The organism is Nonomuraea aridisoli, assembly GCF_003236395.1.
GTDB lineage: Bacteria > Actinomycetota > Actinomycetes > Streptosporangiales > Streptosporangiaceae > Nonomuraea > Nonomuraea aridisoli.
Genome location: NZ_POUD01000188.1, coordinates 1 through 18,440 on the forward strand (window position 1 = coordinate 1; position 18,440 = coordinate 18,440).

Sequence of the window (18,440 nt, forward strand, 5' to 3'; positions counted from 1 at the left end):
GCGTGGCCGGGACGGCCGGGGCCGGAGCGGCCGAGGGCGTGGGGGCCGGCTCCGGGTAGACCGGGTAGACCTGGCTCGTCCCGGAGGTCGGCCGCGTGACGGGCGGCGCCACCTGCGGCGCCTGCGCCGGCCCGCCGCCGAAGTGGGTGCTCGACAGCCGGCAGCCCTGGAAGTCGCTGAAGAACATGCGCAGCCACTCGCGCCGCTGGTGCTCGCTGAGGGACGAGAACCACGCGGTCGCGTACTGGTGCTCCGGCAGCGGCGCCCCCGGCAGCGGCTCGCCGCGCAGCCAGGCCACCACGATGCCCCGGTAGCCCTCGGCGACCGCGTTGTCGCAGCGGGGGGCGAGCGCCTCGATGTACTCGTACGCCGCCTCCTCCGCGAACCCGGCGGAGAGGTCGGGAATGTGCACCGGCGCGAGGCCGTACGACGGCTTCAGCTCCTCGTCGAGCGGCCGCTGCTCCACCAGCGTGAACGCGGCGGGCGTGCCCGCCAGCCGGGAGGCGATCTGCGTGAACGCCGCCCCCAGCTCGGTCAGCCCCGCACGCATCCCGGGGTGCACGCACACCGTGATCGGCCATTCGTGGCAGCTGTGGGAGATGTCCTTGGCCGCGGCCGGCTTCGGCTCGGCCAGCACCCGCGTGACGCCCATGCCGGCGCACAACACGCCCAGCAGCGCGCACGCCAGCACCGTGGCCTGCCGCGTCACGAGCGCCGCCCAGCCGAGCAGCAGCGCCGCCGTGATGCCGAGCAGCCAGATCGTCTGGTCGAAGAACGGCGCCCCGCCCAGCCCCTGGAACAGGTCGTACGGCTCACCCGTGCCGGGCGCCAGCTTGTCGGCCCACCCGCGGTCGTCGGCCAGCCACGAGAACACCACATAGCAGGCCAGCCCGGCGACCGCCGGTGTGTACGGCCTCGGCAGCACCCAGCCGGCCACCCACCCGATCACCGAGTAGAGCGCCAGCCCGGCCATGCCCATGCCGAGCGCAGACAGGCTCAGCCGGCCCGCCTGGTCGGTCAGCACCGTCTTGACCGCGAGCACCAGCACCGTGGCCCCGAACGACCCCAGCACCACGACGACGATCGCCAGCGGCGCCTTGAGCGCCCGCCAGGTCGTCAGCGACCGGCCGCGCAACGCCCGGCGCTTGCGCAGCGCCACCCAGGCGGCGAAGGCGGCGGCCACGGGCCCGGTCAGCCGGAGCGAACCGATGACCGCGGCCACGATGTTCTCCCAGGCGTCCACGCCCGGTATCAGGACGTTCCACGCCGCGACCAGGCCGACAGCGAGCAGCACGGCCACTGTCACGGCCGCGCTGTGCTTCAGCTCCTCTCGTGAAACGCCCGCGTGCTCACGCACTCTTTTTCCCGTTGAAGTTCATCAAGCACCCCCGTGCCCCTCGGCAAGGCGGAAGCGATCAGTCCTGGGCCGGGTCCCCGCGGCCGGAGGACTTGGCGTCCGCGTCACCATGCGTACGAGAACCATAACTGAGCGTGATGATTGATGTCCGTATTCTTGGTCAGCAGAAGAAGTCTGTTGCTCAGAGTAACCAGACGAACCGGGACGACCGGCGCGCTACCGTAGCGCTGTGTCGCAGCCCAAGCCGCTCAACCTGCCGTTCGACCCGATCGACCGCGCCGCGGAGAGCTGGCGCGCCCACTTCGGGCCGTCGTCCGCCATGGCCGCCGTTACCTCGATCATGAGAGCGCATCAGATCCTGCTGTCGCAACTTGACTCGCTCCTGAAGCCATACGACTTGACCTTCGCCCGTTATGAGGCGCTGGTGCTGTTGACGTTCAGCAAAAAGGGCGCGCTGCCGCTGTCGAAGATCGGCGAAAGGCTCATGGTCCACCCCACCAGCGTCACGAACACGGTGGACAGGCTGGAGAAGTCCGGGTTCGTCCGCCGGCTGCCCAATCCGCGCGACGGCCGCGGGGTGCTCGCGGAGATCACCGAGGCGGGCCGCGACGTGGTGCGACGCGCCACCGCCGACCTGATGGCGGCCGACTTCGGCCTGGGGATGTACGCCGAGGACGAACTCCACCGGATGTTCGACCAGCTGCGCACGTTGCGGGTGGCGGCGGGTGACTTCTCCACCCCGGCCATGCGGCAAGATGAAGAGCATGGCGGACTTCTCTAGGCCCGGGTCGCTCTACGGAGCGATAGATCTGGGCGCGCGCAAGCAGGCACTGGAGGCGCAGGCCCGGCGGGAGGCGGCAGGTCCCCAGGCGGCCTCGTCGGCCTCGATCGTCGACGTGACCGAGGAGACGTTCACGACCGACGTCATCGACCGGTCCATGACCGTGCCGGTCGTGCTCGACCTCTGGTCGCCCCGGGCGCCGGGCAGCGCCCAGCTCAGCCCGGTGCTGGAGAAGGTGGTCGGCGACCTCGGCGGCCGGGTCGTGCTGGCCAAGGTCAACGTCGACGGCAGCCCGCAGATCGCCCAGGCGCTGCGCGTGCAGGCCGTGCCGACCGTGCTGGCGATCTTCCAGGGCCAGGCCGTCACCGGCTTCCAGCAGGTGCTGCCCGAGCAGGAGGTGCGCCGCTGGCTCGACGAGCTGCTGGCCGCGGTCGAGCAGTTCTACCAGGCCAACCCCGACGCCCGGCCGCCCGCGGCCGGCGAGGAGCAGGAGGCCCCCGCGGGGCCGCCCGCCGACCCCGACATGGTGGCCGCCGAGCAGGCCATCGACAACGGAGACCTCGACGCGGCGGCCGAGGCCTACGAGCGGCTGCTGGCCCGCGCCCCCGGCAACGAGGACGCGAAGATGGGCCTGGCCGGCGTCAACCTGATGCGCCGCACGGCCGAGGCCGACCCGGCCGAGGTGCAGCGGCGGGCGCAGGATCCGGCCGATCTCGACGCCCAGCTGCTCGCCGCCGACCTGGAGATGTTGTCCGGCTCGGTCGACGAGGCGTTCAACCGGGTCATCGCGGTGGTCAAGCGCACCTCCGGCGACGACCGCGACCGCGCCAGGCGTCACCTGCTCGGCCTTTTCGACACATTGCCGGCAGAAGACCCATCCTTGGCCAAAGCGCGCAGAGCCTTGGCGAGCGCGCTGTTCTAGCCTGAAGGTGTGCGGGTCGTCACGATATCGGCGACATACGGCACGGCCGGCAGCCAGATAGGCCCGGCCGTCGCCGAGCGGCTCGGCGTGCCGTTCGTCGACCGCGCCATCCCCAGCGCCGTGGCCCGCGAGCTCGGCTGCACGCTGGAGGAGGCCCTGGCCCACGACGACCGCGCCGAGCGCGGTCTCGGCCGGCTGTTGTCGGGGACGATGCGGCTGCCGACGGTCACGTTCGGGGGCGTCGACATGTACGTCCCCGGCGCGATGCCGCTGCCGCCCGAGGAGTTCGTGCGCCGTACCGAGCGCATCCTCCTGGAGACCGCCCAGGAGCGGGGCGGCGTGTTCCTCGGCCGGGCGGGGGCGGTGGTGCTGGCCGGCCTCCCCGGTGCGCTGCACGTCAGGCTCGACGCGCCGATCGAGCGCCGCGTCCGGCAGACGGCCACGCTGGGCGGGATCGGCGAACGCGAGGCCCGCAAGATCATCAACGAGAACGACCAGGCCCGCGTCGCGTACGTGCGCACCTTCTACAAGACCGACCCGGCCGATCCCCGCCAATACCATCTCGTCATCGACAGCACCACGATTCCCGTTCCTGCGTGTGTGGAGCTCATCGTCCTCGCCTCCGCTGCACTCGATTGACCAAAAGCCCCCTACGATGGGAGGACTTCTTGGTCAGTCCCGAAGGAGCGATTGACGTGGCGACCGTCCCGAGTGTGTCGTACTCCATCACCGTGCGTCTCGAGGTGCCGGCCGGCGGCAAGGCCGTCAGCCAGCTCACCCACGCCGTAGAGTCGGCCGGGGGCGTCGTAACCGCCCTCGACGTCACCAACGCGGGCCATGAGAAGCTCCGCATCGACGTGACCTGCGCCGCGCGCGACACCGACCACGCCCAGGCCATCGTCGACCAGCTCGAGGCCGTCGAGGGCGTCATCATCCACAAGGTCTCCGACCGCACGTTCCTCATGCACCTCGGCGGCAAGATCGAGATGAAGTCGAAGGTGCCGCTGCGCAACCGCGACGAGCTGTCCATGGCCTACACCCCCGGCGTCGCGCGGGTGTCCATGGCGATCGCCCGCAACAAGGAGGACGCGCGGCGCCTGACCATCAAGCGCAACACCGTCGCGGTCGTCACCGACGGCTCGGCCGTGCTGGGGCTGGGCAACATCGGCCCGGAGGCGGCGCTGCCGGTCATGGAGGGCAAGGCGGCGTTGTTCAAACGCTTCGCCGGCATCGACGCCTGGCCGATCTGCCTCGACACGCAGGACGTCGACGAGATCGTCCGCACCGTGCAGGTGATCGCGCCCGGCTTCGGCGGCATCAACCTGGAGGACATCGGCGCGCCGCGCTGCTTCGAGGTGGAGCGGCGGCTGCGCGAGCTGCTCGACATCCCGGTCTTCCACGACGACCAGCACGGCACCGCGATCTGCGTGCTCGCCGCGCTCGCCAACGCGCTGCGCGTGGTGAACAAGAAGATGGAGACGGTCAAGATCACCATGGCGGGCGCGGGCGCCGCGGGCAACGCCGTGCTGCGGCTGCTGCTGGCCGCCGGGGCCCGTAACGTGATCGTCTGCGACTACCTCGGCGCCGTCCACAAGGGCCGCGACGACCTCGACGACTCGCTGCGCTGGATCGCCGAGCACACCAACGAAGAGGGCTACTCCGGCGACCTGCGCGGGGCGGTCAAGGACGCCGACGTCTTCGTGGGGGTCTCCGCGCCCGGCATCCTGACCGGCGACGACATCGCCACGATGGCCAAGGACCCGGTGGTGTTCGCGCTGGCCAACCCGGAGCCCGAGGTGTCGCCCGACGACGCCCGCGAGCACGCCGCGGTGGTGGCGACCGGCCGCTCCGACTTCCCCAACCAGATCAACAACGTGCTGGCGTTCCCGGGGGTGTTCCGGGGGCTGCTCGACGCGCAGGCGGGCGAGGTGACCGAGCAGATGTTGCTGGCCGCCGCCGAGGCCCTGGCCGCCGTCGTCACGCCGGAGGAGCTCGGGCCCAACTACATCATCCCGAGCGTCTTCCACCCCGACGTGGCGACCGCCGTCGCCGCCGCCGTCCGCGAGTGCGCGGGCGGGCGGGCGCGCGGCTTCACCGAGGCGTGAACCCGCGTTCCGGGGAGCGTGCGGCTCGCCTGGGAGTAAAAAGCCTTTTCCTCCGTTACGGCGGAGCCGACGTCACACCACCCGCCGCACGTGGCTGAGGGCCTCCAGGAAGACGCCCGCTGACCCGCACGCGGCGGGCCACCGCAACGCCGCGACGTGCACCACCTGGGTGGTCCAACGCCGGCCTCTCGCGCAGGCCGGGTGCGGGGGCCATCGCGAGTGGGGCACCATCCGCCGCCCCGGCCGGCGGCACGGGTCAGTGGGGTGCGGTGGTGGTGATGGCGGGCATGAGGCGGTAGCTCTCCTGGAAGACCAGGTTGTGGGCGTCGGCGGCGGCGATCACCCGCATGGTGTCGAGCTGGCCGGCGGCGTCCGATTCGTCGAAGACGTTCAGCGGCCAGTCGCCCACCGTGTTGCCGCGCAGATGCGGGTGGTGGAAGTCGCGGCCGAAGTGGGCGACCACCGCGATCGGCTGCTCGCCGCTGTCGCGCTGCTGCGGCCAGGTCAGCGACCACATCGCGTTCAGCCCGCCCTCCTGCGAGCGGGTGACCCCGCTGGCCACCACCTCCCCGGTGCCGAGCAGCAGGTCGGCGTTGGCCTCGTCGAGCGCCCTGCGCGCCACGGGGTCGATCAGCTCGACAGCCCGTTCGAACAGGCGTTCCTTGTCCTCGCGGGTGACGGCCGGGCCGTGGTTGCCGTCGCGCAGGTCGGTGAAGTGCCGGATCAGGGCTTCGTTGATGGGAGTGCGCATGTGTGCCCCCTGCCCCGCGAAGGGGGAGGGGGCACCTGTCAGCCGGTGCCGAGCAGCGCCGCGATGCGCGCCCGCACCTCCGGGGTGTCGAGCCCCCGTACGGTGAGGGTCGTGCGGCGGCGTACGACGTCGTCGACGGTCGCGGCCCACTCGTGGTCGCGGGCGTAGACGGCCTGCGCCCAGATGTCGGGGCCGTCGGGGTGGATGCGTTCGCCGAGCGCCGGGTCCTCGCGGATGAGCCGGGCCAGGTCGAACGCGATCGACCCGTAGTGGGTGGCGAGGTGGCGGGCCACCAGCGGGTCCATGCGGGCGCTGCGCTCACGGTCGGTCCACAGCCGCATGGCGACCGCCTCGGGGCTGGCCAGGCCGGGCAGCGGCACGGCGGGCAGGATGTCGGCGATCTCGTCGCCGAGCGGCCGGCCGGGCAGGCGGGCGAGGGTGTCGAAGACGTGCTTGCCGATGTGGCGGTAGGTCGTCCACTTCCCGCCGGCGACCGACAGCATGCCGCCCGAGCCGCGCGTCACCACCGTCTCGCGCTTGGCCGCCGCGACGTCCCCGGGACCGCCGGGCAGCACCCGCAGGCCGGCGAAGGCGTAGGTGATGTCCTCACGCCGCAGCTGCTCGTCGCGCACGGCGTGGCCGGCCTCGTCGAGGATCTGGGCGATGTCGGCCTCGGTGGGGCTCACCGCGCCCGGATCGCCCTCGTACGCCTCGTCGGTGGTGCCGAGCAGCAGGTGGTCCTCCCACGGGATGGCGAAGGACACGCGGTACTTGTCGATCGGCGTGGTCAGGGCCGCCTTCCACGGCTCGTGCCGGCGCAGCACCAGGTGGGCGCCCTTGGACAGCCGGATGCTCGGCGCGGCGTTCGGGTCCTCCATGCGGCGCAGGTGGTCGACCCAGGGGCCGGTGGCGTTCAGCACCAGGCGGGCCGAGACGCCGAACTCGGTGCCGTCGAGCCGGTCGCGCAGCTCGGCGCCGGTCACGGTGCCGGACGTCTTGCGCAGCCCGACGACCTCGGCGTGGTTGAGCACGGTCGCGCCGGCGTCCACGGCCGCGCGCACGGTCATGACGGCGACGCGGCTGTCGTTCATCTGGTGGTCGCCGTAGACGGCGGCGGCACGCAGCCCCTCGGTGCGCAGCGCCGGCACCTTGGCCAGCGCCTGGTGCGGCGTGATGACCTTGCCCATGCCGTCGCCGAAGACCGACAGCGCGGAGTAGAGGAACACGCCCGCGCCCAGCTTGGCGGCGCCGTGCGGCCCGCCCTTGTAGATCGGCACCAGGAAGGTCAGCGGCTTGACCAGGTGGGGCGCGATGTCGGCGGCCAGGGCACGCCGCTCGCGATGGTTCTCGGCCACCAGCTTGACGTTGCCGGTCTGCAGGTAGCGCAGGCCGCCGTGGACCAGCTTGGAGGAGGCGCTGGAGGTGGCGCCGGCGAAGTCGCCCGCGTCGACCATGGCCACCCGCAGCCCGGCCTGCGCGGCCATCCACGTCACCGAGGTACCGAGGATGCCGCCGCCGATGACCAGCAGGTCGAAGGCGGTGGTGGAGAGCTCATCCCGGATTTCGGCCCTGGAGGAGCCGATCGCTATCGTCATTGCGCTGCTCCTACTGCTCGACCCAGTCAAGGGTGCGGGCCACGGCCTTCTTCCAGTTACGGTATTCGTGCTCACGCGCGGCCTCGTCGATGGCCGGCTGCCACTCGGCCGCCTTGTGCCAGTTGGCGCGCAGGCTGTCGAGGTCGGGCCAGTAGCCGGTGGACAGGCCCGCGGCGTACGCGGCGCCGAGCGCGGTGGTCTCGGAGACCATCGGCCGGATCACCGGCACGGCCAGCACGTCGGAGAGCGTCTGCATGAGCAGGTTGTTGGCGGTCATGCCGCCGTCGGCGCGCAGGTTGGTCAGGTCGAGGCCGGAGTCGGCGTTCATGGCGTCCACGACCTCGCGGGTCTGCCAGGCGGTGGCCTCCAGCACGGCCCGCGCCACGTGCCCCTTGGTGACGAACCCGGTCAGCCCCGCGATCACGCCGCGCGCGTCGGAGCGCCAGTGCGGCGCGAACAGCCCGGAGAAGGCCGGGACGAAGTAGCAGCCGCCGTTGTCGTCGACCGTCTTGGCCAGCGTCTCGATCTCGGCCGCGCTGGAGATCAGGCCCATGTTGTCGCGCAGCCACTGCACCAGCGAGCCGGCGACCGCGATGGCGCCCTCCAGCGCGTACGTGGCCGGGCCGTCGCCGATCTGGTAGCCGACCGTGGTCAGCAGGCCGTGCTTGGAGGCGACCGGCTCGTGCCCGGTGTTCATGACCAGGAAGCTGCCCGAGCCGTACGTGCTCTTGGTCTCGCCGGGCTCGAAGCAGGTCTGCCCGAACAGCGCCGCCTGCTGGTCGCCGAGGGCCGAGGCCACCGGGACGCCCTCGGCGGTGTGGCCGTAGACCTCGGCGGACGGGCGGATCTCCGGCAGCATCGCGCGCGGCACGCCGAGCACGTCGAGCAGCTCGTCGTCCCAGGCCAGGGTGTGGATGTTCATGAGCATCGTGCGGCTGGCGTTGGTCACGTCGGTGACGTGGCGGCCGGTGAGGTTCCACAGCAGCCAGCTGTCCATCGTGCCGAACAGCACCTCGCCGCGCTCGGCCCGCTCCCGCAGCCCGTACGCGTCGAGCAGCCAGCGGATCTTGGGGCCGGAGAAGTACGTCGTCAGCGGCAGCCCGGCCTTCTCCCTGAACAGGCTCTCGTGCTCGCCCAGCGCCTTGGTGAGCGCGTCGGTGCGGGTGTCCTGCCAGACGACCGCGGGGCAGACCGGGCGGCCGGTGGCGCGGTCCCACAACACCGTGGTCTCGCGCTGGTTGGTGATGCCCAGTGCGGCGACCTGGCCGACCTCGATGCCGGCGCCGGTCACGGCCTCGCTCATGACGGCCCGCACGTTCTGCCAGATCTCCTCGGCGTCGTGCTCGACCCAGCCGGGCTTGGGGAAGATCTGGCGGTGCTCGCGCTGGGCGACGGAGATGATGTTGCCGCCCTCGTCGAAGAGGATGCACCGGCTGGACGTGGTGCCCTGGTCGATGGCTGCGACGTAGTGCGGTCGGGGCACTGGGTTCCTCGCAAGGCTCATGGTTCGACAATGCCGAACGAATCGTATTCGGTGCGCCGTAGGGTCATCAAGGGGTCATCTCGCCAGGTCACGGGTGATGGCGCGGGCGGCGTCACGGACGTAGGAGACGTACTCCATGTGCAGGGCCCCGTCGGTGGCCAGGCGCTCGACGGCGCCGCGGATGCCGATGGCGCCCACGACGACGCCGCGCCGGTCTTTGATCGGGGCCGCGATGGCCACCTCTCCGTCCACGAGCTCCTCCATCTCGGCCGCCCAGCCGCGCGTCCTGACCCGTTCGAGCTCCTCCTCCAGCGCCCCGGGGTCGATGACGGTGTGTTTCGTGTGCGGTCGCAGGGGCGGCGCGGCCGGCTCGGCGTACGGGTCGTGGGCCAGCAGGACCTTGCCCAGCGCGCTGGCGTGCGTTGGCAGATACGTGCCCACCTGCAGCGTCTGCATGCTGTCGTCCGGGCGGAAGACGTGGTGGATCACCAGGACGTGGCCCTCGTGCAGGGTGCCGATCCAGGCGCTCTCCCTGCTGCGCCCGGCCAGCGCGTCGGCCCAGTTGATCGAACGGGTGCGCAGCTCGTTGACGTCGAGGTAGCTGCTGCCCAGGTGGAGCAGCGTGGCGCCGAGGCGGTACTTCCCCGTGGCCGGGTCCTGCTCGACGAAGCCGACGTGGACGAGCGTGCGCAGGATGCCGTGCAGCGTGCCCTTGGGCAGGCCCAGCCCCCTGGCCAGCTCGGCGACGCCCAGCTGGCGGGGGCCGGAGGCGAGCAGCCGCAGGATGGCGGCCGCCCGCTCGACCGACTGAATCGTCTCTCCCACGCCCCGCACCCTAGCGCAGGTCAGTTCGGTATTGCCGAACGAGGTCGCAGCATCCCGGCGAACGCGAGCGCGGCGTTCGCCAGCACCGCCACGATGACGCCCTGGAGCACCGACCCCATGGCGGCCGTGGCGATCGCGCTCATGATCGGGATGCCCATGGTGATGCCGACCTGCTGGGTCATCGTGGCCAGGCCGGTGGCCAGCCCCTGCTCGGAGTCGGGCAGCCCGGACGTGGCCGTCACCATGAAGGCGACGATGGCCACCATGTTGCCCACGCCGCCGACGAACGTGGCCGCGAGCAGCAGCCAGATCCATCCGGCCGAGGCGCCGAGGAGGGCCAGCGAGGCCGTCGCGACGGCCTGCACCGCGAACCCGGCCGCCAGCGCCCTGCCGGTGCCGAGCGCGGCCAGCACGCGCGGGCCGGCGACGCCGCCCGCCACGGTGCCGAGCCCCAGCACGCCGAAGGCGAGCCCGGTGGCCAGCGCCGAGTAGCCGAGCACCTCCTGGAGGTAGAGCGTCAGGACGAAGACCAGGGAGGTCTCGGTGGCGAACGCGAGCAGCCCCGCGAGGTTGCCCCACTTCACGTTCGGCCGGGCCATGATGGCCACCGGCACCAGCGGCGCCGCCGACCGCCGTTCCACGAACCAGAACACCACCAGCAGCGCCGCGCCCGCCACGAGAGCGACGCCGCCCTGGACCGGGTGCTCACCGACCCGGGTCAGGCCGAACACCAGGGCCAGCAGGCCGGCGGTCACCGTGGCCGCGCCCGGCAGGTCGATCCGCGGCCGCTCGGCCGGACGGCTCTCCTTCAGCAGCATGGGCGCCGCGACCAGCACGGCCAGCGCCACGGGCACGTTGATCAGGAACGCCCACCGCCAGCTCAGCACCTGTGTGAGGAGTCCCCCTAGAATGGCGCCCGAGGTGAACCCGGCCGACATCAGCGCCCCGTTCAATCCCAGTGCCCGAGCTCGCAGCGGCCCCTCGGCGAACGACGTGGTCAGCAGCGAGAGCCCGGCAGGCGTGACGACGGCGGTGGCGAGGCCCTGGGCCACCCTCGCCCCCAGCAACACCCCCGGGGAGGTCGCGAGCCCTCCCACGAGCGAGGAGAGCCCCAGCAGCGCCATCCCGACCAGGAAGAGCCTGCGCCGCCCCCAGAGGTCGGCGATCCGGCCGAACAGCAGCGTGAAACCCGCCGCCGCCAGCGCGAACGCCGTGGCCACCCATTGCAGGTCGGCCAGGGCGAAACCGAGGCCCTGCCCGATCACGGGCAGGGCCACGTTCAGGATGGAGAAGTCCACGGCCAGCATGAACTGAGAGCCGAGCAGCAGCGTCAGGACGAGGCGTTGCCTGCCCGTCATCCGATCGGATTCGGCCCGTGCGGCTAGTACGGTCATGTCATCCCCCTAATGGGACTGAAGTTCCGTTAAGATGAGCATGACGGTAGCACGATGAGGAGACTTAATGGAACAACCTTCCCGTTTGGCGGGAACCGTGCGGCCGGGAGGCCGCACCGCGCGGGTGCGCGCGGCCGTGCTGGAGGCGACCCAGGACGAGCTGGTCGAGCGCGGCTTCCACGGCCTGACCATGGACCAGGTGGCGGTCCGCGCGGGCGTCGGGAAGACCACGGTCTACCGGCGCTGGGGGAGCCCGGCCGGACTGGTGGTCGACCTGATGACCGAGCTGGCCGACCAGTCCGTCCCGCACGCCGACACCGGCGCCCTCGAGGGCGACCTGCTGGCCAACGCGCTGTCCGTGCTGGAGGCGCTGCACGACGGGCGGCTCGGCCCCACGTTGCAGGCGATGATCGCCGCCGCGACCTGCGACGAGCAGGCCGCCCAGGGGCTGCGGGCGTTCTACTCCCGCCGGATCCAGGAGTGGGCCGGCGCCGTCGACCTGGCCGTCAAGCGGGGGGAGTTGCCCGAGGGGACCGACGGCGCGGAGGTGATCAGGGCGATCTCGGCCCCGCTCTACTACCGCCTGGTGGTCAGCAGGGAGCCGGTGACGCGAGAGGACGCCGAACGGTCGGTGGCGCGCACCCTGGCCGCCGCCCGGGCCGGGGCGTTCGTGTCGCCGGGTTGAGCGTCAGGGGGTCGAGCGGGGCCAGATGGAGCCGTACCACCACAGGATGCCGCCCGTGATGACCAGGCCGCCCGCGGTGGCGAGCTTGGCGGCGAGGTCGGTGGGCAGGCCCGTGTAGGGCAGGCGGCGGTCCCGGCCGCGGCCCCAGGAGCAGTCGTTGTCGACGCGAGTGGAGTCGATCAGCGCGTCGGGCTCGCCCTCCGGCACCGAGTACGCCTCCACCTCGGCGGCGCTGCCCTTCCTGACGGCGATGTGCCGGACGATCGACTCGCGGGCCGGGATCGACCCGCTGGCCACGTTCTCGCCGTCGGCCTGCAGGTCGAACCGGACTGGCCGGCGGGTCTGGTTGTGCAGCCGGGCGGTCGCCCGGCCCGTACGGCACGCCACGTCGTCCACCGTCATCGTGAACGGGTCACCGGAGTCGGGCCGCGGCCACGCCCACGCGGCGGCCGGCAGGAAGAGCGCGCCGCCCAGCGGCAGTGCGGCCAGGACGAGGCGGGTACCGATGCGCATGAACTCCCCCCGGATGTGATCTTTGCTACCTAAGGTGCCCAAGTGGCTACGAAAAGTAACATCGACCCACCGGGGGAGCGCGCGCCCCCCATTACCCTTCATGATGGATGTATGGCGGAAGCGATCTACGTCGGCGGTTTGTTGGTGGCGACGCCGCTTCTCGACGACCCCAATTTCCGGCGTAGCGTCGTGCTGATTCTCGAACACGACCGCGACGGCGGCACTCTGGGCGTCGTGCTCAACAGGCCGAGCGACATCTCGGTGACACAGGTGCTCCCGGTGTGGGATCCGCTGGTGACGGGGCCTCCCGTGCTCTTCGAGGGCGGGCCCGTGCAGACCGACAGTGCGCTCGCGCTCGCGGCGGTCCCGAGCGGGGAGGAGCCGCTCGGCTGGCGCCGGCTGCACGCCGGCACCGACGCGGTCTCGCGGCTCGGCACGGTCGACCTCGACGCGCCACCCGAGATCCTGCAGGGGGAGATCGCGCAGATGCGCATCTTCGCCGGCTATGCCGGGTGGACGTCGGGGCAGCTGGAGAGCGAGATCGCCGAGGGCGCCTGGTACATCGTCGACTCCGAGGTCGGCGACACCTTCCACGCCGACCCCGCCTCACTGTGGCGGCACGTGCTGCGCCGTCAGCGCGGCGAGCTGGCGTTCGTGGCGACCTGTCCGGACGACCCGACGCTGAACTAGAGGTCCCAGCCCGGCCGCAGCGAACGCTCGGCCAGGTCGATGCTCTCGGCCATGCGGGTGACGATCTCGGCCACGGTGCCGTCGCGGCGCGGACACTCGAAGCCGACGCGCATGGTGGACATCGCGAACGCCACGATCAGGTGGGTGAGCTGGTCCTTGTCGGGGTCGACGCCCCGGCGTGCGGCGATCACCTCGGCCAGGCGGCGCTCGGTCTGCGCACCCCTCGCCACCGACCGGCCGATGAGGTGGGGGTTGGCGTCGAGGAGCCGGCGCAGCTTCAGGAACCGTTCGGCGTCCTCGCCCGTTGAGCACTCGACGTCGGTGAGGACCGCGCGCAGCGCGTGCATGAGCGCGGTGAACGGCGGCTCGTCCCGCGGGCGGTCCGCCAGGGTCTCCAGGATGATCTCCTCGCCGTGGTCGTGGAACCACAGCGCCAGGTGATCCTTGCTGGTGAAGTAACGGAAGAACGTGCGGGGGGAGACGTCGACCGCCCCCGCTATCTGCTCGACCGTGGTCGAGTCGTATCCTTGTTCGAGGAAAAGATCCAGCGCGGCGTCGATGATCGCCAGACGCGTCTTCTCCTTCTTGCGTTCCCGAAGACCCACAGCCGTCACCTCTGTGAAACTATTCTGTCATAGTGTGCCATAAGTCATAGGATGCCGATTGAAAATCGGTTGTCTTATGTCATCTGCTGCCATAGATTACCGGGGCTTACGAGAGCTGTGCCCCGGTGTGGGGTGCTACGGGTAACGAGGGGGACTTACATGGCTCACGCGGAGGCGGTCGGCGCGCCGTCATCGCCCGAGGCCGCCAAGGGGGGGACCAGCGGAAATCCGTGGCTGGTGCTGCTGGCGGTCAGCCTGGGCGTCATCATGGTGATGCTCGACGGCACGGTCGTCGGCATCGCCAACCCGGTGATCCAGGCCGACCTGAAGGCCTCGCTGTCAGACCTCCAGTGGGTGACGAGCGGCTACCTGCTCGCGCTGGCGGTCTTCCTGATCACGGCGGGCAAGCTGGGCGACCTGTTCGGGCACAAGCGCGTCTTTCTCATCGGTGTGGCCGGCTTCGCGGTGTCCTCGGTGGGCATCGGCCTCAGCGCCGAACTGGCCGACGTCATTCCCGGTGTGACCCCGATCGGCATGCTGATCGGCCTGCGCGTCCTTCAGGGCCTGTTCGGCGCGCTGCTGCAGCCCGCCGCCCTGGCCCTGCTGCGCAGCGCGTTCCCCGGCGAGAAGCTGCACCAGGCGATGGGCGCCTGGGGCGCCATCATCGGCCTGTCGAGCGCCGCGGGCCCGATCGTCGGCGGCGTGCTGGTCGAGAAGGTCAACTGGGAGTCGGTCTTCTTCATCAACGCGCCCGTCGGCATCATCGCCCTGGTCATGGGCGTCGCCCTGATCAAGGAGAACCGCACGCCCTCCATGGCCCGCATCGACTGGCTCGGCGTGGTGCTGCTGTCCGGCGCGATGTTCTCGCTGGTCTGGACGATCATCAAGGCCCCCGAGTGGGGCTGGACCGACAGCACGACGCTGACCTTCACGGGCGCGTTCGTGGTGCTGCTGCTGGCGTTCGTCCTCTGGCAGGCCGCGGCGAAGCAGCCGCTGGTGCCGCTGTCGCTGTTCAGGAACGCCTCGATCTCCATCGGCACCCTGCTGATGATGATGGTCGCGTTCGCGATGTTCGGCGCGATGTTCTTCCTGGGCTTCTTCTTCCAGGGCGTGCACGGGCTGTCGCCGCTGGAGGCCGGCCTCTACATGCTGCCGATGAGCGCCGGCATGATCATCGCCTCGCCGCTGTCCGGCATGGCGATCGGCCGGATCGGGCCGAAGTTGTCGATGGCGGGCGGTCTGCTGATCACCGCGCTGGCGATGTTCCTCATGTCGCGGCTCAGCATCGACGCCTCGTTCGTCGAGACCGCCATCCCGTTCGTGCTGCTCGCCTTCGGCATGTCGCCGGTCTTCGTCGGCGCCACCGAGATCATCGTGGGCAACGCCCCGGTCGACCTCAGCGGCGTCGCGGGCGGCGTGCAGCAGTCGGCCATGCAGGTCGGCGGCGCGCTCGGCACCGCGATCCTGGGCGCCGTGATGGCCTCCGAGATCTCCGACACGCTGCCCGGCAACCTCGGCCCCGCGGCCCAGGCGATCCCGCCCGAGCAGATGACCCTGCTGGAGAAGGCGGCCGCGTTCGGCGCCGCGCCTCCCGGCGTGCCGCAGCAGATCACCGACGCCGTGCACAGCTCGTTCATGTCCGGCATGCACGTGGCCTTCCTGGTCAGCACCTGCATCGCGGTGATCACCGCCCTGCTGACGTTCTTCGTCAAGGTCGGACGCAAGACCGAGGGCGTGCCGGTCCACATGGGCTGACATCCGTCACCACGACGCGGCTCCCGCCTGACCGGCGGGGGCCGCGTCGTCGTGTCGGGGCCCGGCCGCGGGGGGCATAAACTCGATGGGGTGAGCACGAAGATCCTCCCAGAGCAGGAGACCACTCCGCGGACGTCGCACGGCGACGGCGATCACGAGCGGTTCGCCCACTACGCGGACAAGCACAAGATCACCGAGAGCATGGTGACCGGCACGCCCATCCGCGCCCTGTGCGGCAAGGTCTGGGTGCCCAGCCGCGACCCCAAGAAATACCCGGTGTGCCCCGAGTGCAAGGAGATCTACGAGGGCCTGCCGCAGGGCGGCGGCGACGGTGACGGCGACCAGTGAGTGTTGCTGAGCGTTAACCTCGACATACTCCACTACGGTCTGTAGCCACATCAGCTCATACCGTAGTGGGGGGATTGCATGGTCCGGCGCGCGACCGCCGTCTCGTTGGCATGCCTGCTCGCGGTCGGGTTCACCCCGCCGCTCCGGCACGAGGCCGCGTTCGCGGCCGGTTGCGCGCGTCACGCGCCGCGGACACCGGGGCCGCGCTCGCCCAAACCGCAGGACGTCGCCAAGGTCAAGGCCGAGCTGCGCGAGCTGCTCGCCGGCGTCACGGTGCCCGCCGAGATCACCGTGCCCGTCCGGGTGCACCTCCTGACCCGCGGCGAGCGGCTGGTCACCGACGAGAGCGTGCGCGCCCAGATCGACGTGCTCAACTCCGCGTACGCCGGTGAGTTCGGCGGCGTCGACACGGGTGTGCGCTTCCGCCTCGACCGCGTCGCGGTGGTGGACGACGCCGCCTGGTTCGCCGATCCCGTCGGCCACGAGAGCGCCATGAAGAACGCGCTGCACCACGGCGGGGCGCGCACGCTCAACCTCTACATCGCCCAGCTCAGCCGGCTCATGCTGGGCTTCGCCGCCTACCCCTACTGGTACGCCGGCGCCCCGGCGCTCGACGGCGTCGTGATCGACTGGCGCACCCTGCCCGGCGGCCCGATGACCAACTACAACCGCGGCTTCACCGGCGTCCATGAGATCGGTCACTGGCTCGGGCTCTTCCACACGTTCGAGAACGCCTGCCGCGAGCCGGGCGACGGCATCGACGACACCTCGCCCGAGGCGCGGCCGACCGAGGGGTGCCCGGAGAACAAGGACACCTGCGCCGAGCACCACGGAGCCGACCCGATCCACAACTTCATGGACTACGCCCATGACCGCTGCATGAAGGAGTTCACGGCGGGACAGGCACGGCGGATGCGCGAGATGTGGATGGCCTACCGCACCGCACCGGAGGTCTGACGGCGGCTCCGCAGGGGGATTTGCGGCAATTACGATGTGCGGGTGACAGCACCAAAAGCACTCGACGCTCCCCACCGGCCCGCCGGCATCCTGTCCCCCCGGTACCGCACCGCCACCTTGGGCATCCTCCTGGTCGTCACCCTGGTCGCCTTCGAGGGCATGTCGGTGGGCGTCGTGATGCCGGCCGTCGCCGAGGAGCTGGACGCGCTCGACCTGTACGGGATCAGCTTCTCCGCGTTCCTCATCGCCAGCCTGTTCATGAACGTGGTGGCGGGGCTCTGGTCCGACCGGCGCGGTTACCCGGTGCCGTTCCTGGCCGGGGTGGTGCTGTTCGTCGCCGGCATGGCGCTGGCCGGGGCCTCGACCTCCGCGGCGCTGTTCCTGGTGTCGCGGGCCGTCCAGGGGCTCGGCGCGGGCGCGACCATCGTGGCGCTGTACGTGATGATCGCCCGTGTCTACGCGCTGGAGGTACGGCCCAAGGCGTTCGCCGCCGTCTCCGCGGCCTGGGTGGTGCCGGCCATGGTCGGGCCCGCGGTGGCCGGATTCGTCGGCGACCAGTGGGGCTGGCGGTACGTGTTCTTCGGCATCATCCCGCTGGTGGTGCCCGCGCTGGCGATGCTCGTCCCCGCGCTGCGCATCGGATCAGGGGCCGAGGCGGAGCCGGGGGACGGGCCGCGCTCGCAGCCGGTGGCGATGACGCTGGCCGCCACGTCCACGGCCGGCGGGGCCGGGCTGCTGCTGCACGGCGTCGACCGGCTGCACACGCACCCCGTCACCGCGTCCGTCGAGACGGCGGCCGGGCTGGCGCTCCTGATCTACGGGCTCTACCGGCTGCTGCCCCCGGGGGCGTTGCGGTTCGCGCGCGGGCTGCCGACGACCGTGCTCATGCGGGGGCTGTTCTCGGCGGCGTTCTTCGGGGTGAACGCCTTCATCCCGCTGGCGCTGCAGGAGGTGAAGTCCTTCGGCACCGCGGACGCGGGCATCGCGTTGACCGCCGGGGCGCTCGGCTGGTCGGCCGGGTCGTACCTGCAGAGCAGGCGGACCGGCGAGGCGGACCGGCGGATCAGGATGGGCGCGGCCTGTGTCATGGTGGCGATCCTGCTGTGCGTGCCGTCCGTGCTGCCGGGGGTGAGCGGGTGGGTCGCCGCGCCCGCGTGGATGGTGGCCGGGCTCGGCATGGGCTTCGGCATGACCACCGTCAGCGTGACCGCCATGCACCAGTCGCCGGTGAACGAGCAGGGGGCGAACTCGGCCGCCCTGTCGGTGTCCGACCAGCTCGGCTCGGCCCTGGCGATCGGGATCGGGGGAGCGCTGGTGAACGTGGTCGGGCACGCGCGGATCGACACCGGGTTCGTCATCATCTCGGGACTGATGGCCGCGGTCGCGCTGAGCGCCGTGGTGCTCGCGGGGCGTACACGGAGCGCCGGGTGAGCGTACGGGGGCGCTGAATTCCGTCCCACCTGTCACAGCGGTCACCGTTCGCCTGATGGCGATCGCGCGGGGTGATAGGACAGCGGGCAAGGAGGTGCCAATGGAGGGTGATCATCGTGTCTGGCCCCCTCAGACGGGGCCCAGGCACCGCCGTACTCCTCCAGAGGATCCGGAGCCCGCGCGGGACCCGCGCCGCGACGAGCAGCCCCCACGCGTCCGTCGCGACCGCTCCCACCCCTACGG

18 protein-coding genes are annotated in these 18,440 nt (G+C 71.3%); 10 read left to right on the forward strand and 8 right to left on the reverse strand.

Going from position 1 to position 18,440, the window contains the following annotated elements:
• The coding region (locus C1J01_RS33000; protein ID WP_146615810.1) for a hypothetical protein at positions 1-1,306 on the reverse strand (1,306 nt) is incomplete at its 3' end.
• Between the two features lie 280 nt (positions 1,307-1,586).
• On the opposite strand from C1J01_RS33000, the gene C1J01_RS33005 reads away from it, so the two are divergent.
• From C1J01_RS33005 to C1J01_RS33020, 4 genes are read left to right on the forward strand one after another with little or no spacing between them, the layout of a single operon-like run.
• The gene (locus C1J01_RS33005) at positions 1,587-2,138 is read left to right on the forward strand and encodes a MarR family winged helix-turn-helix transcriptional regulator (RefSeq protein WP_111182887.1); all 552 of its coding nucleotides are present in this window, start codon (positions 1,587-1,589) and stop codon (positions 2,136-2,138) included.
• Positions 2,122-3,060, forward strand: coding sequence for a tetratricopeptide repeat protein (locus tag C1J01_RS33010; RefSeq protein ID WP_111182888.1), 939 nt, complete (start codon positions 2,122-2,124; stop codon positions 3,058-3,060). Before C1J01_RS33005 ends, C1J01_RS33010 begins: the two co-directional genes overlap by 17 nt.
• Before the next feature lie 9 nt (positions 3,061-3,069).
• Positions 3,070-3,699: a cytidylate kinase-like family protein gene (locus C1J01_RS33015; protein WP_111182889.1), complete on the forward strand. Its 630-nt coding sequence runs from the start codon at positions 3,070-3,072 to the stop codon at positions 3,697-3,699.
• Between the two features lie 56 nt (positions 3,700-3,755).
• On the forward strand, positions 3,756-5,165 hold the full coding sequence (locus C1J01_RS33020; RefSeq protein ID WP_111182890.1) for an NAD-dependent malic enzyme: 1,410 nt from the start codon (positions 3,756-3,758) through the stop codon (positions 5,163-5,165).
• A 256-nt stretch (positions 5,166-5,421) separates the two neighbouring features.
• Here the strand turns inward: C1J01_RS33020 and C1J01_RS33025 are convergent, their stop codons facing one another.
• Genes C1J01_RS33025 through C1J01_RS33045 form a run of 5 tightly spaced genes read right to left on the reverse strand, consistent with a single transcriptional unit; the run spans position 5,422 to position 11,213 of the window.
• Complete coding sequence (locus tag C1J01_RS33025; protein ID WP_111182891.1) at positions 5,422-5,916, reverse strand: hypothetical protein; 495 nt, start codon at positions 5,914-5,916, stop codon at positions 5,422-5,424.
• 38 nt (positions 5,917-5,954) lie between these two features.
• Positions 5,955-7,511, reverse strand: a complete 1,557-nt coding sequence (locus tag C1J01_RS33030) for a glycerol-3-phosphate dehydrogenase/oxidase (RefSeq protein WP_111182892.1) — start codon at positions 7,509-7,511, stop codon at positions 5,955-5,957.
• 10 nt (positions 7,512-7,521) lie between these two features.
• On the reverse strand, positions 7,522-9,015 hold the full coding sequence (gene glpK / locus C1J01_RS33035; protein WP_111182893.1) for a glycerol kinase GlpK: 1,494 nt from the start codon (positions 9,013-9,015) through the stop codon (positions 7,522-7,524).
• A 54-nt stretch (positions 9,016-9,069) separates the two neighbouring features.
• Positions 9,070-9,819, reverse strand: a complete 750-nt coding sequence (locus C1J01_RS33040; RefSeq protein WP_111182903.1) for an IclR family transcriptional regulator — start codon at positions 9,817-9,819, stop codon at positions 9,070-9,072.
• A 20-nt stretch (positions 9,820-9,839) separates the two neighbouring features.
• Positions 9,840-11,213: an MFS transporter gene (locus C1J01_RS33045; protein ID WP_111182894.1), complete on the reverse strand. Its 1,374-nt coding sequence runs from the start codon at positions 11,211-11,213 to the stop codon at positions 9,840-9,842.
• 67 nt (positions 11,214-11,280) lie between these two features.
• On the opposite strand from C1J01_RS33045, the gene C1J01_RS33050 reads away from it, so the two are divergent.
• Positions 11,281-11,898 (forward strand): TetR/AcrR family transcriptional regulator, encoded by a 618-nt coding sequence (locus C1J01_RS33050; protein ID WP_111182895.1) that lies wholly within the window; start codon positions 11,281-11,283, stop codon positions 11,896-11,898.
• A 3-nt stretch (positions 11,899-11,901) separates the two neighbouring features.
• Here the strand turns inward: C1J01_RS33050 and C1J01_RS33055 are convergent, their stop codons facing one another.
• Positions 11,902-12,411, reverse strand: a complete 510-nt coding sequence (locus C1J01_RS33055; RefSeq protein WP_111182896.1) for a hypothetical protein — start codon at positions 12,409-12,411, stop codon at positions 11,902-11,904.
• Positions 12,412-12,522: 111 nt separating this feature from the next.
• Here C1J01_RS33055 and C1J01_RS33060 point away from each other — a divergent pair, with 111 nt between their 5' ends.
• Positions 12,523-13,101 carry a YqgE/AlgH family protein gene (locus tag C1J01_RS33060; protein WP_111182897.1) on the forward strand — a complete coding sequence of 193 codons (579 nt, stop codon included), beginning with the start codon at positions 12,523-12,525 and terminating at the stop codon, positions 13,099-13,101.
• Here the strand turns inward: C1J01_RS33060 and C1J01_RS33065 are convergent.
• A complete protein-coding gene (locus C1J01_RS33065; RefSeq protein ID WP_181449091.1) occupies positions 13,098-13,706 on the reverse strand; it encodes a TetR/AcrR family transcriptional regulator in 609 nt (202 codons plus the stop codon). The genes C1J01_RS33060 and C1J01_RS33065 overlap by 4 nt on opposite strands.
• A 159-nt stretch (positions 13,707-13,865) precedes the next feature.
• Between C1J01_RS33065 and C1J01_RS33070 the strand changes: the two genes are divergently transcribed.
• From C1J01_RS33070 to C1J01_RS33085, 4 genes are all read left to right on the forward strand, one after another.
• Positions 13,866-15,461, forward strand: coding sequence for an MFS transporter (locus C1J01_RS33070; RefSeq protein WP_111182899.1), 1,596 nt, complete (start codon positions 13,866-13,868; stop codon positions 15,459-15,461).
• Between the two features lie 90 nt (positions 15,462-15,551).
• Positions 15,552-15,809, forward strand: coding sequence for a DUF3039 domain-containing protein (locus C1J01_RS33075; protein WP_111182900.1), 258 nt, complete (start codon positions 15,552-15,554; stop codon positions 15,807-15,809).
• Positions 15,810-15,887: 78 nt separating this feature from the next.
• Positions 15,888-16,766 (forward strand): zinc metalloprotease, encoded by an 879-nt coding sequence (locus C1J01_RS33080; protein ID WP_111182901.1) that lies wholly within the window; start codon positions 15,888-15,890, stop codon positions 16,764-16,766.
• 42 nt (positions 16,767-16,808) lie between these two features.
• Complete coding sequence (locus tag C1J01_RS33085; RefSeq protein WP_235854832.1) at positions 16,809-18,197, forward strand: MFS transporter; 1,389 nt, start codon at positions 16,809-16,811, stop codon at positions 18,195-18,197.
• The last annotated feature ends 243 nt before the right edge of the window (positions 18,198-18,440 follow it).